Source organism: Flavobacterium rhamnosi (assembly GCF_048286515.1).
GTDB lineage: Bacteria > Bacteroidota > Bacteroidia > Flavobacteriales > Flavobacteriaceae > Flavobacterium.
Genome location: NZ_JBLVPS010000017.1, coordinates 56,370 through 71,923, shown reverse-complemented (window position 1 = coordinate 71,923; position 15,554 = coordinate 56,370). Strand labels below are relative to the sequence as shown.

Annotated in this window: 10 protein-coding genes; 6 read left to right on the top strand and 4 right to left on the bottom strand. The window is 36.2% G+C overall.

What is annotated here, in order from left to right; translation table 11 throughout:
* The first annotated feature begins 1 nt into the window (after position 1).
* The 3 genes from ACNQGN_RS13635 to ACNQGN_RS13625 all read left to right on the top strand — a co-directional run bounded on the left by ACNQGN_RS13635 (position 2) and on the right by ACNQGN_RS13625 (position 3,338).
* Positions 2-364, top strand: coding sequence for a response regulator transcription factor (locus tag ACNQGN_RS13635; protein ID WP_417988377.1), 363 nt, complete (start codon positions 2-4; stop codon positions 362-364).
* A 149-nt stretch (positions 365-513) separates the two neighbouring features.
* Positions 514-2,421 carry an acetate--CoA ligase gene (gene acs / locus ACNQGN_RS13630; protein ID WP_417988376.1) on the top strand — a complete coding sequence of 636 codons (1,908 nt, stop codon included), beginning with the start codon at positions 514-516 and terminating at the stop codon, positions 2,419-2,421.
* A gap of 371 nt (positions 2,422-2,792) precedes the next feature.
* The gene (locus tag ACNQGN_RS13625) at positions 2,793-3,338 is read left to right on the top strand and encodes a hypothetical protein (protein WP_417988375.1); all 546 of its coding nucleotides are present in this window, start codon (positions 2,793-2,795) and stop codon (positions 3,336-3,338) included.
* Positions 3,339-3,423: 85 nt separating this feature from the next.
* On the opposite strand, the gene ACNQGN_RS13620 is transcribed toward ACNQGN_RS13625, so the two are convergent.
* From ACNQGN_RS13620 to ACNQGN_RS13605, 4 genes are all read right to left on the bottom strand, one after another.
* Complete coding sequence (locus tag ACNQGN_RS13620) at positions 3,424-6,282, bottom strand: alpha-amylase family glycosyl hydrolase (protein WP_417988374.1); 2,859 nt, start codon at positions 6,280-6,282, stop codon at positions 3,424-3,426.
* 76 nt (positions 6,283-6,358) lie between these two features.
* Entirely contained in the window at positions 6,359-7,471 is a 1,113-nt protein-coding gene (locus ACNQGN_RS13615) for a SusE domain-containing protein (protein ID WP_417988373.1), read from the bottom strand.
* A 22-nt stretch (positions 7,472-7,493) separates the two neighbouring features.
* Positions 7,494-9,092 (bottom strand): RagB/SusD family nutrient uptake outer membrane protein, encoded by a 1,599-nt coding sequence (locus ACNQGN_RS13610; RefSeq protein ID WP_417988372.1) that lies wholly within the window; start codon positions 9,090-9,092, stop codon positions 7,494-7,496.
* A 17-nt stretch (positions 9,093-9,109) separates the two neighbouring features.
* On the bottom strand, positions 9,110-12,049 hold the full coding sequence (locus tag ACNQGN_RS13605; protein ID WP_417988371.1) for a SusC/RagA family TonB-linked outer membrane protein: 2,940 nt from the start codon (positions 12,047-12,049) through the stop codon (positions 9,110-9,112).
* Positions 12,050-12,287: 238 nt separating this feature from the next.
* Here ACNQGN_RS13605 and ACNQGN_RS13600 point away from each other — a divergent pair, with 238 nt between their 5' ends.
* The 3 genes from ACNQGN_RS13600 (at position 12,288) to pgmB (ending at position 15,529) form a co-directional block, all read left to right on the top strand.
* Positions 12,288-13,316 (top strand): LacI family DNA-binding transcriptional regulator, encoded by a 1,029-nt coding sequence (locus ACNQGN_RS13600; RefSeq protein WP_417988370.1) that lies wholly within the window; start codon positions 12,288-12,290, stop codon positions 13,314-13,316.
* A 188-nt stretch (positions 13,317-13,504) separates the two neighbouring features.
* Positions 13,505-14,866 (top strand): MFS transporter, encoded by a 1,362-nt coding sequence (locus tag ACNQGN_RS13595; protein ID WP_417988369.1) that lies wholly within the window; start codon positions 13,505-13,507, stop codon positions 14,864-14,866.
* Between the two features lie 6 nt (positions 14,867-14,872).
* Entirely contained in the window at positions 14,873-15,529 is a 657-nt protein-coding gene (gene pgmB, locus ACNQGN_RS13590; protein WP_417988368.1) for a beta-phosphoglucomutase, read from the top strand.
* The last annotated feature ends 25 nt before the right edge of the window (positions 15,530-15,554 follow it).

Below are 15,554 nucleotides of genomic sequence, written 5' to 3'. Positions count from 1 at the left end.
AATGAAAAAAATTTTAATTGTAGATGACGAACCAAATATTGTTATGTCGCTGGAATACACATTCAAAAAGAACAATTTCGAAGTTTTTATAGCTCGTGACGGACAAGAAGCATTAGACATTTTAGAAACACAAATTCCTGACGTAATGATTCTGGATGTAATGATGCCAATGGTTGACGGTTTTGCCACATTGGAACAAATAAAAAAAGATGACCGCTTACAACATTGCAAAGTCATTTTCCTTTCAGCAAAAAACAAAGAAAAGGACATTAAAAAAGGACTTTCATTAGGCGCAAATTTATATGTAGTAAAGCCCTTCTCCTTAAAAAAATTAGTAGAACAAGTACAGGATCTGATTCAATAATTAGCATTCCTACTATTTCAAAGGACTAATCATTCGTAGGGTGGTTGTGCCATTGCACTACAATTATCAAGGAGCAAGAAGCAGTAAAACTAGTATTCCAAAAATCGGCATTTATAATAAAAAACAAAAACAACTAAATTATCTAAAATATGAGTCGCTATAAAATTAACAATTTAGAAGAATACTTTAAAGAATATAAAAAATCAGTCCGTGAGCCAAGAAAATTCTGGGACAAAATTGCTGCTGAAAATTTCACTTGGTACCAACAATGGGAAAAAGTAGTTGATTTTAATATGGCCGAAGCTGAAATAAAATGGTTTACCGGAGCTAAAGTAAACATTATTAAAAACTGTATAGACAGGCATCTTATCAAAAAAGGGGACAAAACAGCTATCATCTTTGAACCGAACGATCCCAACGAAGAAGCATTACATATTTCGTATAATGAATTGCACCAACGTGTTTGTAAAATGGCAAATGTGTTACGGGACCAAGGTGTAAAAAAAGGAGATCGCGTTTGTATTTATTTGCCGATGATTCCTGAATTAGCCATATCGACTTTGGCTTGTGCCAGAATTGGAGCCATCCATTCTGTCGTTTTTGCAGGATTTTCTGCTTCAGCTGTAGCTACCAGAATTAATGATAGCGATTGCAAACTGGTCATCACTTCAGATGGAGGTTATCGCGGTAATAAAACTATTGATTTAAAAGGAATCATTGATGAATCGTTAGCTGATTGCCCCGGTGTTTCAAAAGTTTTGGTTGTAAAAAGAATCAATACTCCCATAAACATGACAGCAGGCCGTGACCAATGGCTACAACCTCTTTTAGACCAGGCTTCAGATAATAATGTTGCTGAAATAATGGATGCTGAAGACCCATTGTTCATTCTCTATACTTCTGGCTCCACCGGAAAACCCAAAGGAATGGTACATACCACGGCAGGTTACATGGTTTATACCGCCTATACTTTCAAGAACGTCTTTAATTATGAAGAGAACGATGTTTTTTGGTGTACTGCTGATATTGGCTGGATTACCGGACATTCCTATATTCTTTATGGTCCTCTTTTGAATGGTGCGACAACAGTTATTTTTGAAGGTGTCCCCTCCTATCCTGACTTTAGTCGCTTTTGGGAAACGATCGAAAAACACAAAGTAACCCAATTTTATACTGCACCAACGGCCATTCGTGCTTTGGCAAAAGAGAGCTTGGATTACGTCCGAAAGTTTCCTCTAAAATCGCTCAAAGTTATTGGCTCTGTAGGAGAACCGATTAATGAAGAAGCGTGGCACTGGTACAATGACCATGTTGGAGATAAAAGATGTCCAGTGGTAGACACTTGGTGGCAAACCGAAACAGGTGGAATTATGATTTCGCCAATCGCATTTGTCACTCCAACCAAACCAACCTATGCCTCCTTACCATTACCTGGAATTCAGCCTGTTCTTATGGACGAAAAACGCAATGAAATTGAAGGCAATCAAGTTACAGGAAGTTTATGTATTAAATTTCCCTGGCCTGGAATTGCCAGAACCATTTGGGGGAATCATCAACGGTACAAAGACACATACTTTTCTACCTTTCCAGGTAAATATTTCACTGGCGATGGTGCTTTGCGTGACGAAGTGGGATACTACAGAATTACAGGTCGTGTAGACGATGTCGTTATTGTTTCTGGACACAATCTAGGAACTGCGCCTATAGAAGATGCGATTAATGAACATCCGGCGGTTGCCGAATCAGCCATCGTAGGCTTCCCTCATGATATTAAAGGAAATGCCTTATATGGTTTTGTTATTCTAAAAGAAACGGGAGAATATCGCGACAGAGAAAATCTAACCAATGAAATTAATCAACAAATCTCTAATCATATTGGACCGATTGCAAAACTGGATAAAATTCAATTTGTTTCTGGTCTGCCAAAAACGCGTTCCGGAAAAATCATGCGCAGAATTCTTCGTAAAATAGCCGAGGGAGATTATTCGGATTTTGGGGACATCTCAACATTGTTGAACCCTGAAATTGTAGAAGAAATCAAAAACGGCAAAATTTAAATTGTAGTTTTTAATTGCAGTTAAAAACTGTCACAAGAAAAATAGTTCTTTTAATGTAAATGGCTGTCTAATCCATAGACTGCCATTTTTATTTTGAGCCCTACATCTGAATGCATATTCTTAATAAAAAAGACACTTATTCGCTCTGTACTTTTAACATAAATTATGGATACTATTAACTCCAGCCGCTAGCTAAAAAATCTAATTTTACCATACCTGACTGATAATCAATACCCCCCAAAGACAAAACGGTTATTTCCCATAAGTTTTAAACTATCACTATAAAATAGCTTAAAATTAAAATAGGAAGAAATTAAATCCTCTATTTTATTTTGAGGATATGCTTATCTATTAATTTAACAACAAATCTCATGAAAAAAATTATTTTGACTTTGTTATTTTCAAGTTTTGTCACCGCATCTTATTCTCAGTATCACAATAAGAAAGTCAGTGGCCCAAATGCAGGTAGTTTTGAATCGGAAGAAGCGCCAAAAGTAGTAACAAAAAAAACAGAAAAGAATTTTTCCGCATACATCACTGACGAAAATCCCGATAATAAAGTCAGAGATCTTCAACGAAAATTCTTTGATTACGACCTAGGAAAACAGCACCAAGGAGAAAAGTCCCATTCCATACAAATGGAAATGAAAAATGGATTATTGTCAGCTACCTATAATGACGATGGTAAATTAACCGGTATTATTGAAAACTATAAAAATGTTAAACTTCCGAATGTCGTAGTCCATACCATTCTCCAAAAATTCCCGAAATGGGAAATTGTTAATGATACGTTTCTGTACGTACAGGAAGATGGGCATGTTGTAAAAAAACAATACCATATCAAAATTAAAAAAGAGAATGAGGTTCGTAAATTAACAGTTCATGCAAACGGTGAACTTTTGGAAGAAGCCGAATAAATAATAATGGAATGCTTCTGTTTTAAGAATACAAAAAAAGGCTGTCTTTTTTACGGATAGCCTTTAGTGAATATAATAATAATTCTTATTCTTTAAGTAACTTCATCACTCTCGCTGTATTGTTTTCATCGAATGCCTTTACTATGTAAAGCCCTTTACTCAAATCACTAATCATAAATTGATGATCTGAGGATTGATTTACATCAAAACTTTTAACCAATTGTCCTGTGATGGAAAAAATTTGAACCTTGGAAGTAGTTTCATTTAAAGTGAAATAATTGGACGCTGGATTTGGATACAACAAAATCGTTGGTGATTTTTCGTAATCTGCTATTGCCAATGACGCTGTTTTGTTTCCATAAATTTTAAACTGGCCCGGTTGCAAAGTAATTGGCATTGACGTACTAATCACATTAATAGAAGTATTATCCATCAAGTCATACCAGGTTCCGGTATACGGAAATCCTGAGGAAACATTTTGTGGTATCACATTGAAATTAGCGACAATCAATACATCTTTAAGTTGGCTTGCTGCTAATGCACTATTAGTAATTTTGATGTTCGGAAATAATGAGCTTGTATTAGCGATTGTTGCAGTTCCTGAAAATACAGGTTCTACTATTTTCATCGTGATCATTTTAGCCCAATCATTGTAGATCTTACTTCTGCTTGCATCTCCAAGCCAATTAGTAGTCCATTGCGGTTGTGGTTTTGTATCTAATTTGCAATCTCCTGTCGTTGCATCTGACGGAGCGTTTACAGTACCGTTATTACACGTAAAAATAGACGACTCCCATCCTAATTCTCCAAATTGCCAAATCATTTTTGGTCCGGGAACCAATAAAGAAACAGCGCCCAAAGCAGACATTCGTGAAAGTGCAACGGGAAGCGTTTTTACATTATGGTCAGCTGTTGTGCTATTACCAGATTGCAAATTATTGTACATCAAACGTTCTTCATCATGACTCTCTGCATAGCCCATTAATCGATGTGCATTGAATCCTCTGCTTGAAGTATTCATTCTTGAAATATTACCAGCAAAACCTTTAGTCAGGTTATTGTATTCACCAGACATTATTCCCCACATCATAACCCCTTTACTTGGCGTCTCATCAAGTCTGTAATTTGCCCATTGCTGCTCTTCATCATTTCCGCCTAAATGTTCAAAAATAGTATAATGGTTCGGATCCAGACTCCAGGAGTAGTCTGCATATTTTCGTAAAACATCCACTCTGTCCTGTTGTTTGCTTCCTGTGCAATTTTCTTGACCACCGGCAACATTTGCGGGACAATTTTGAGTAAAACCTTTGGTTAAATCCCAACGTAATCCGTCAATTTTATATTCTTCAACCCATTGTTTAACGACACGTTGCACATAGTTCTGTGTTCGGGGCTGTTGATGATTAAAATCCTCTCCTACACTATAACTATGCATGGCAGTTGCATTAAAATACGGATTTTCAACTGAAGGAGAACCCCAACCATCACCATCTGGATCATTCATCCACATACGAAGCATCGGGTTTCTTCCAAATGCATGATTCAGCGCTACATCAAGAATAACCGCAATTCCATTCTGATGGCATAAATCCACGAACTCTTTTAACTTCTCCGATGGCCCATAGAATTTATCCAAAGCCATATGGAAAGAAGTATTGTATCCCCAACTTTCATTGCCTTCAAATTCCATCACCGGCATTAACTCAATCGCATTTATTTTCAAATTTTTAAAATAATCGATTTTATTAATCAGGTCCTGATAGCTTCTGTTAGTATCAAAATCCCGAACAAGCAATTCATAAACTACTAATTTTTCTTTAGCAGGTTTTACAAAATTTGTTGTGGCACTGCTCCAGGCAAATGCTGTTTTTCCGGTTTGCAATACCGTCACTTCTCGTTCCTGACCAGCAGGATATACCGGAAGATTTGGATAGGTCGAAGCTGGAATAGAAGGATCATCAAAAGGAGACAAAACCAAGGTAGAGTATGGATCTGCCGTCTTTACCATAGCAGGTGTATTCGCAATAGGTGTTGCATCAACCACCCAATATTGGTAGGTGTAATTTGTTCCCGAAATTAAGCCTGTCAATTCCAGCCAAAACATACCTGATACAGGATCTTTCTTCATCGCATAGGAAGAGGAAGGCTGCCAGTCATTAAAACTTCCCGCAACATATACAAAATCTTTTAACGGAGCGTCAAGCACCAAAGTTGCTTTTGTTGGGTCGGCAATATTGTAATTGATTCCGTCAATTAAACCGGTTGGCATAGCTGCAGCTACTGTCCCGGGATTTACGATTACGCTGAATTTTTTGATAATGGAAGTACTTCCTTGTGTTACTTCCAGCTCATAATTTTTATTATTCGTTATATTCGTATCGGCATAACTGTAACTGGAAGCACTTGGATTTGTATGTATAGCTGTGCCGTTTGCTTTTAAATTATAACTGGCATTGCCGCCCGTATTGCTCGCTGCAACATTAAAACTCGCTCCGGAATTAATAATGGTAGCGCTGTTTTGGACTGGTGCTGTCAAACTTACCTGAAAACTTCCAACATTAAAAAAAGTATCCGCTGTCTGCGCATTTCCGGCATCATTTCTCAATACCACACAAATTTCTGTAATAGAGCTCGAAAGTGGAACCCCAAAATAAGCATACAAATCCGGAGTAAGATCTAATTTATAAGTAGTTCCTGAAACTAATGTCAATGCGGGTTGTGTTGCATTGTTTCCCCAACTCCCTTTAACATTTTGCCATCTTGTACCATTAACCGTTAAACCAATATGCGCATATATCGTACCTGTATATGCCGCTAACGCTGTCCCGGTTTTGTTAAAAGTGAGTGTAACGGCTCCGTTGGCAACTGCAGGTGATGGTGTAGTTGTAAACTGTGCAAAACTAATAGATGATATTAGCAAAAATAAAAAAGTAATTTTTTTCATCTCATTTATTTATTAAATTTAAGTTTATAAAAAAAGGGCTATCACGTGGACAGCCCTTTTATATACTATAAATAAATTATTCTTGATTAGGAATCATTAAATAGCTGCCATCTAAATCATTGAAATAGATTTTATATTTCGATTTTGCTACAGGCAAATTACCTCCGCTTGCTCCGTTGTCTGTAAATCCAGAGAAAGCAGTGCTACCACCCCAGTTTACATCCCACGCATTATTTGCTCTAAATTTAGCTTCACCATCATTTAAAGGCAATAAATCCATTGACCAAACATGTGAATTAAATGTAGATTGTGTTAATGCTGTTGAAGCGTCCCATCCTAACGGTGTGCTGCTTCCAATAATACCAACTGTTGTAAACGTTGCAGCAGCAGAAGCATTATAAGCTTCTAAAGTATACTTTAACGTTTCAGTGTTCATCGTGAATGTATAGTACCCTTCAGTTGCAATTGCAAAGTTTGCCGGATCTGGATCTGCTTCAGTAGGTCTCGCCACAATAGCTCCATTATCGCCTTTTCCAAACATTGGCGCCCATTGTCCAGGAGTAGAAATCAATTTGAATTCACCAGCTTTAAAGAATCCTGTAAATTTATATAAATTAGGATTTGTTCCACTTCTGAATAAAGGCTGGTTTTTATTATTATTGTTCCACCCTGAAGCAGTCGCATCACCTACAAAATACCAATCTGTAAACTCATAAGGAATTAATCCCGTATAAGCATTAACCAAAATAGTTAATGGAGTTTCAGAAGTCATTATTTCAACACCTGTTAAACTTGACATTACTTTTACATCATACGAACCGATTTCATCAGGTATACCACCTAATTCAATTACCGCTTGATTTAAAGTTTTCACAGTAACTTCGATCTGAGTTGCACCGGAAGTCCCTCCCAATTCAACTGCATTTGTAAAATCACCACCTTTAACATCCATCAAAAGTTTATATCCAATCTCAACATCACCGTCATAAGTTGCTTTAGTCCAAACAAAACGTTCTGCAACCTTATCAGCATTTTCTTCAAGTAATACGTATGATTTATCGTTTTCAGGCGCAACTAATTCAGGAGTATCAACTCCTTGAATTATCGGTCTATCTTCTACATCTTCTACGCTACAAGACAAGGCTAGTATCGCAAATAAAGCAATTACTGATTTAGTTATATTTTTCATTTTCTATTTATTTTTAATATTATTAATATCCAGGGTTTTGTTGTAATTTATTGTTTGACGATAATGCACCAGCAGGAATAGGGAATAAATCTCTAAAAGCTTGAGTTGGTGCTCCGCCAGCTACATTTCCTTTCCAAGGCCATAAATAACTACCACCTGAAAATTTACCAAAACGAATTAAATCGGTTCTTCTGTGTCCTTCCCAGTGCAGCTCTTTTGCTCTCTCGTCAAGAATCAAGTTTGCACCTGCTGCATCAGCAGTAAGAGAAGATATCGTTGCTGCATTTGCTCTGGTTCTCAAAGCATTCACATAGGTTCTAGCGGCTACAAGATCTCCAACTTTACCCACTACAGCACATTCTGCATACATTAAATAAGCATCCGCTAAACGAAAAATTGGAAAATCTGAATCAGAGAAGTCTCCTGATTTATCTGAACCCTGAACTCCGTTTACATCTACATTTCTGAATTTTTGAATGGCATAACCATCAGTGAATGTACCAATATCAGCAATTTCCTTAGTCTGACCATCTGTGTAAAATTGCCCTCTTGCATCCGTTGTATTTGCACTAAACTTATCTACAAATGCCGATGTTGTTCTGATTCCGGCCCAACCTCCATTGATTCCAAATTCAGCCGCTTTCATAGTCCCACCAACTGGCGCATGCGTCAGGAAAGTAGTCCCACCATAGGTTTGAGTATGAAGACCATCAAAAGCAATAGCAAAAATGAATTCGTTTTGTGCTCCGTTTTTATCATTATCCGCAAAAAACAATTGATTGTAATTCGTATGCAAAGAATAACTGGAACCAATTACTTTCGTAATTAATGGCAACGCTGCTGCATAGTTATCCGTTCCAATATACACTTTCGAATTCATGTATAATTTAGCCTGTAACATCCAGGCTGCAGCTTGGTCTGCACGATAGGCCTCATTAGATTTCGGCGCTTTTAGTTCTGGTGTAATTGCTGTTAATTCCTCATCAACAAATTTGTACAGTTCTGCTCTTGTAGCATAGTCCGGATAATAAAAAGTACTTGGAGAATCTTCCGTTACCAATGAACCGCCACCAAACATATCAATTAAATGCCAGTAGGTTAATGCTCTTATGAAACGTGCTTCTGCTCTATAAGTTTTAATTTCAGCTATCAAAGCGGCATCAAGACCTCTACTCGCTAATTTCTCCTCTGTAGTTTGTCTTAAAAACTCATTGCAATTTACAATCTGAAAAGAGAAACGCGCAAATGTAGCCGTAATAAAACGGTCCAAAGAAGTCCATGTTTGTGAATGGAGGTCTTTTATTGTTCCATCATTCCACGCAATAACTGCTTCATCAGTAGTTAATTCCTGCATTAACCAAAATCCTCTGATATACTGACTTTCTCCTTCATCAATTCCGGATATATCAGGAGAACCTGCAGCAGTTTGGCCTGAGGTAGCAAATCCTGCATATAATTTGGCTAAATTTTGCTTGTACGATTCTGGAGTACTAAAAAATTCATCTCCCGGAACCGCAACTGAGCTTTCTGGGACTTGGCTTAAATCATCTGTACACGATGGGAATAACATCACCAACAGTAACAAAGAAATACCCAATAATTTTATTTGTGTCTTTTTCATTTTTCTTGTTATTTGTATTAGAAATTAACGTTTAAACCTAACGTGAAAGTAATTGGTCGTGGGTATAAATTCCTATCTATACCTCCAGAAATTTCTGGATCTAACCCCTCATATTTAGTAATTATCAAAACATTCTGAGCCGACAATGTCAATTTAACTAATGAAGAAGCATTCTCTTTTTGGTTAAAAGTATAGCCGACACTTACGTTGTCCAATCTGACAAATGAAGCATCCTGGATGTAGTAATCCGATTCAAAACGTTTTGTATCATTTGATCTGAAACCTGTTTCCAAAACATTTTCGACACCGTTTGCCAAATCTGTATTTCTGATCAAAATATTATTGAAAGAACCTTTACTAGAATCTACGTTGTTGTAATTGTAATTACCCCAAGATCCTCTCCAGTTCATTCCCATATCAAAGTTTTTGTAAGTTATGCTTGTATTAAACCCGTAAAAAACATCAGCTGCTGGTTTATGAAAACGATACTTATCCTGTTGTGTAATAAGTCCGTCTTTATTTCTGTCGATATACACACCATCTAATGGTTTTCCATTTACACCATACGCTTGCTCATATACATAAAAAGAACTTGGCGCATATCCCACTTGATGATTTTGAATCGTATTACCAGTAGCTCCTTCATACCCTCCTGTATTAATACCTGGCGTATTAGGTTGCGTAGTGGTCAACTTAGTAATTTTAGAATCTTGGAACGTTACGTTTCCGCCTATTCTCCATTCAAAATCTTCAGTACGAACAGGGATAACTTCCGCTGCAATTTCAATCCCTTCGTTTTCGATTGTTCCTACGTTATAATTATCAAAATTTGAAAATCCGAAGAAAGAAGGGTTTTGCGTGTACAATAATAAATCTTCAGTAGTCCTTTTGTACAAATCAACACTACCGTTGATTCTATTGTTCGCAAATCCAAAATCCAAACCTGCATTAATAGTAGTGGTTTGTTCCCACTTCAAATTACTGTTGTAAGGCTGTGGCCTGTAAGTAGTGTAAAAATCACTTCCGAACTGGTACTGAGCAGCAGTATTAGAGGCTAAATACAAAGGAATAGAAGGGTAACTTATTCCTATATCCTGTTGTCCCGTAATACCCCATCCTCCACGAAGTTTTAGTGTAGAAATACCTGCTGAATCTTTCAAAAAGTTTTCTTCATTTAATTTCCAGGCTAGTGCAACTGCAGGGAAATTTGCCCAACGATTGGATTCTGTGAATCTTGACGTACCATCACGTCTGTAAGACAAAGTCAACAAATACTTATCCGCAATACTGATATTTGTTCTCGCAAAGAAAGATTGCAGGTTGATACGTGCTGGAAAATTTGGATCAACAGTAGTATTCTTACTCTGAAAATTAAAATTTGAAGAATAAAGTGATTCTCTAAAATCCTGATACGAATACCCTCCGGTAACATCAAAAACAGTATTAATAGATTCTACTTTTTTATTGTAATTTAAAAACAAATCCATCAGTTTATTAAAACGTGATTGTGTTTTTAAATTGCTGTTATTAAAACCAGAACCAGAAAGACCATTAAGAAAATCAGCTTCTGTATTACCAAAAGACCTCCCTTTTAATTGATCGTACCCTAAGTTAGCAACTGCTTTCAATTCCGGTAAAAAATGCATTTTATACTCTGTCTGGATATTCCCAATACTTCTGTATGCAGTTCCAAATCTATTTTGTTGTTCAATTAAAGACAATGGATTTCTTCCTGCCAATTGATTTATTTCAGTTGGAGATGTATACCATTGGAAAAAAGTACCATCCTCATTTCTTACAACCTGAGTTGGATCAAAACGAATAGCTGCCCCTATAGCATCACGATTACTATAATTACTTTTTATAAGAGAGGTGTTATTATTCAACTCAATTTTTAAATGATTATCCAGGAAGTTTCCTGTTACACCCACAGACATGGTAGTACGTGCCATATTATCTCTTTTCAGGATACCATTCAAATTCGCATATCCCAAAGAAGCTCTGTAAACCACATTGTCAGTTCCACCACTTAAAGCGATATTATGATCTGTACCAATAGCTGTTCTGTATATTTCATTTTGCCAATCAGTATCAGCAGCACCAACCAAAGCCTGTTGAGCAGCATTTCCATTAGTAGAAACAAAATCTCTAAACTGAGTAGAGGTCAATGCATCTACTTTATTAGTGATTTCAGAAACTTGAAGATTTCCATTATAATTCACTTGTAAATCGCCTGCTTTCCCCTTTTTGGTAGTAATAATTATTACCCCATTCGAAGCACGAGAACCATAAATAGCCGTTGCTGACGCATCTTTTAATACTGAAATAGATTCAATATTATTTTGGTTGATTGTTGACAATGGGTTTCTACTTCCCTCAACACCGCCTGCAGCTACCGGAACACCATCAATAACATATAAAGGATCATTATTAGCAGACAATGACGATCCGCTTCTGATTCTAATAGTAGCACCTTCCCCCGGAGAACCTCCTTCATTAATAATTTGCAAACCAGCTACTTTACCCTGAATCATTTGATCCGCAGAAGTTACCGGTCCTTTATTAAAATCTTTTGACGTTAACACAGTCACTGCACCGGTCGCATCTTTCTTCTTAACAGTTCCGTAACCCACTTGGATTACTACTTCTTTTAATTGATTTGAATCTTCTTCTAAAGAAACATTTAATGATTTTTGAGCAATATAATCTACAACAGCATTCACATATCCAATATAAGAAAAAACGATTTTATCGCCCTTCTTAACATTAGATAACTGATATTTACCATCAAAATCTGTTGAAGCACCATTATTGGCACCTTGTACATTCACATTTACTCCTGGAATTGGTTGTCCTGAAACTTTGTCAAGAACAACCCCATTTATTGTATTCTGGGCCAGAATACTAAAAGGCAGCAGTAGTAAAAAAAATAACAACTTTTTATAAATTGTTTTCATACTTTTTGTTTAAATTAATTTGAATTTTGGATGCTCTTTTAAGCTTTAATTTTACTTCGAATTTTCAAATTTAAGTAAATATTAACACCACCGACACCCGCCATTTTTAATTGATTTACGAAAACGTGATAGTGTTGAAAACTTTCTATTTTATTGAAGTTTTTAAGGTTAAAATTGTCATTAATAAAAATAAAACATATCTTTATTAACAAAATAATTTTTTTCAAAACCTACATTTATGAAAAGAAAGGTCACCCTTAAACAAATTGCAAAAGAGCTTGACGTATCGATTTCTACCGTTTCAAAATCGCTAAGAAACAGCTTGGAAATTGGAGAAGAAACCAGACTAAAAGTACAAGCATTTGCCAAATTCTATAATTACAAACCCAATAATATTGCCCTAAGCTTAAAGAATCGAAAAACAAAAACTATTGGAATTATTATACCGGAAATTGTCCATCATTTCTTTTCGACTGTTATTAACGGAATAGAACAGGTGGCCAATGAAAATGGATATAGCGTCATCATTTGCTTGTCTGATGACTCCTTTGACAAAGAAGTCCTTAACATGGAAATGCTGGCCAATGGAAGCATTGACGGCTTTATTATGTCACTTTCAAAAGAAACCCAATTCAAGGGCGATTTCCATCATATTTCGGAAGTTATCGATCAGGGAATGCCCGTAGTAATGTTCGACAGAGTAACTAACGAAGTACTCTGTGACAAAGTAATTATAGATGATAAATTAGCGGCTTATGAAGCTGTTCAAAGCTTGATTAACAAAGGAAAGAAGAAAATTGCCCTTGTTACAACCGTTGATTATGTAAGCGTAGGAAAACTAAGAACTGACGGATACACCAAAGCATTACTAGACAATGACATCCCTTTTAATGAAAATTTAATCATCAAAATAGAAGATGTAGACACCTGCGAAATTACGATTGGCAAATTGCTCGAAGACAAAGCCATTGATGCGGTTTTTGCTGTAAATGAACTTTTTGCAGTAACCATAATTAAAACCGCTAATAAAATAGGATTAAACGTTCCGAATGACTTGGCTGTTATCGCTTTTACAGACGGGATTATTTCTAAATACTCCACACCGACTATTACAACTGTAAGTCAAAGCGGCATAAAAATGGGGAATAAAGCAGCAAAAATGCTCATCGACAGATTAGAAGCAGAAAATGATGATGATGATGAAGCAGAAAATTATAAAACCGAAGTAATAGAAACACATTTAATAGAAAGAGAATCTACCAATTAGTATTTTCATGTAATTTATTCATTACTACAACCTTGTAGTTGAAAATGTTTCTCATAATTTGATTCTAAAAAGTAAAAGATTAAAATAAATTTTTATATTTACCCCCTCAAAGCTTTTACTTTTACTTCGAAAATAAGACAAGTTTTGATAAGCATAGCGCTTATCGTATTAATTTTTAAATTACGATAATGGAAAAGCGTAGATTAAGTTTCTGGGAAATTTGGAACATGAGTTTTGGATTCCTGGGAATACAGATGGGGTTTGCCCTTCAAAATGCTAATGCCAGCAGAATTCTTCAAATTTTTGGTGCCGATGTACACGAATTATCCTGGTTTTGGATAATTGCCCCTTTAATGGGACTTATTGTACAACCTATCATAGGACATTACAGCGACAAAACTTGGGGTAAATTCGGCAGAAGAAAACCTTTCTTTTTAGTCGGTGCTTTATTAGCCTCAATTGGTTTAATATTAATGCCACAAGCCGAAATTTTTATTGCTTTTCTACCTGCCTTATGGGTGGGAGCAGGAATGTTAATGATAATGGATGCTTCTTTCAATATTGCTATGGAACCTTTCAGAGCATTAGTAGGAGATAACCTAAGAACCGATCAAAGGACTTTAGGTTTTAGTGTGCAAACTGCCTTAATCGGTTTTGGCGCCGTAATTGGATCTTGGCTGCCCTATGTCCTGACCAATTGGTTCGGAGTTTCTAATAGAAATGAAGATGGCGGCGTTCCTATGCATTTGATTTTATCTTTTGTCATTGGTGCAATCATTCTTGTAGCGTCCATTCTTGTTTCCATTTTTACCACTAAAGAATATTCTCCAGAAGAATTAGCCCAATTTGAAGATGAAATGGCACATCAAGAGACGAGAGTTCCTGATTCCAATGAAAAAGAATCGAGTTTATTAGACATTTTTGACGATTTTAAAAAAATGCCTACGACAATGAGACAATTGAGTTGGGTACAATTTTTCTCTTGGTTTGGTCTTTTTGGAATGTGGGTTTTTACCACTCCTGCAATCGCCCATCACATTTATGGCTTACCAATTAACGACAGCAAAAGTGAAGCGTACCAAACCGCAGGAGACTGGGTTGGCGTACTATTTGGTATTTACAATTTGGTTTCCGCTTTTTATGCTTTTGCCTTACCTTATATCGCAAAAAAATTCGGACGAAAACTTACGCATTCTATCTCACTGATTGTCGGTGGTATTGGATTGATTTCTATCTATTTCGTACCCAACGAAAACTGGCTGATCTTGTCCATGATAGGTGTTGGCATTGCCTGGGCAAGTATTTTATCTATGCCGTATGCCATATTAGCCGGATCAATATCTCCAATGAAAATGGGAGTGTATATGGGTATTTTTAACTTCTTTGTCGTTATCCCTCAAATTATCAACGCCTTGATTGGCGGACCGTTAGTTAAATATTTATACAATGACAATGCCATATTCGCATTAGTCACGAGTGGAATCAGCTTCTTGATTGCTGCTGTCTTAGTAGCTAAAGTACAAGATGTTGATGACGTAATAAAACAATAATAATCGATGAATAAAAAAGCATTTATATTCGACCTGGACGGAGTGATTGTTGACACAGCAAAATACCATTATTTAGCTTGGCAGAAAATCGCAAATGAACTAAATATTGAATTTACACATAAACATAATGAATTATTAAAAGGAGTTAGCCGCGTGCGTTCTTTAGATATTATATTAGAATTAGGAAAAGTAGAAGCTTCGCAAGAAGATAAAGACAAGTGGCTAATTCAAAAAAATGAAGATTATCTATCCTATTTGGTTGACATGGACGAAAGTGAAATCCTTCCCGGTGTTTTTCCAATTTTGAAATTCCTTAAAGACAACAATCAACCAATAGCATTGGGTTCTGCCAGCAAAAACGCCAGACCTATATTAGAAAAAACAGGATTGTTACCTTATTTTGATGCTGTTGTGGATGGCAATGATGTTACAAACGCAAAACCTGATCCGGAAGTTTTCCTGATTGCAGCTAAATTATTAAACATAAATCCAGAAGACGCTATTGTTTTCGAAGATTCAGTTGCAGGTGTTCAGGCAGCTAACATTGGAAAGATGATAAGTATAGGAATCGGTGAAGCAACCGTATTGCATGAAGCAAAGTACATCTTCAAAGATTTTACAGCTATCGGTACCAATTTCATAGAAGATCTAATTAAAAAATAAAAGAGATAGAATAAAAAGAAAGCAG

Coding starts and splice junctions, on each gene's coding strand:
- ACNQGN_RS13635 (WP_417988377.1), top strand. CDS start 2: ATGAAAAAAATTTTAATTGTAGATGACGAACCAAATATTGTTATGTCG.
- acs (WP_417988376.1), top strand. CDS start 514: ATGAGTCGCTATAAAATTAACAATTTAGAAGAATACTTTAAAGAATAT.
- ACNQGN_RS13625 (WP_417988375.1), top strand. CDS start 2,793: ATGAAAAAAATTATTTTGACTTTGTTATTTTCAAGTTTTGTCACCGCA.
- ACNQGN_RS13620 (WP_417988374.1), bottom strand. CDS start 6,282: ATGAAAAAAATTACTTTTTTATTTTTGCTAATATCATCTATTAGTTTT.
- ACNQGN_RS13615 (WP_417988373.1), bottom strand. CDS start 7,471: ATGAAAAATATAACTAAATCAGTAATTGCTTTATTTGCGATACTAGCC.
- ACNQGN_RS13610 (WP_417988372.1), bottom strand. CDS start 9,092: ATGAAAAAGACACAAATAAAATTATTGGGTATTTCTTTGTTACTGTTG.
- ACNQGN_RS13605 (WP_417988371.1), bottom strand. CDS start 12,049: ATGAAAACAATTTATAAAAAGTTGTTATTTTTTTTACTACTGCTGCCT.
- ACNQGN_RS13600 (WP_417988370.1), top strand. CDS start 12,288: ATGAAAAGAAAGGTCACCCTTAAACAAATTGCAAAAGAGCTTGACGTA.
- ACNQGN_RS13595 (WP_417988369.1), top strand. CDS start 13,505: ATGGAAAAGCGTAGATTAAGTTTCTGGGAAATTTGGAACATGAGTTTT.
- pgmB (WP_417988368.1), top strand. CDS start 14,873: ATGAATAAAAAAGCATTTATATTCGACCTGGACGGAGTGATTGTTGAC.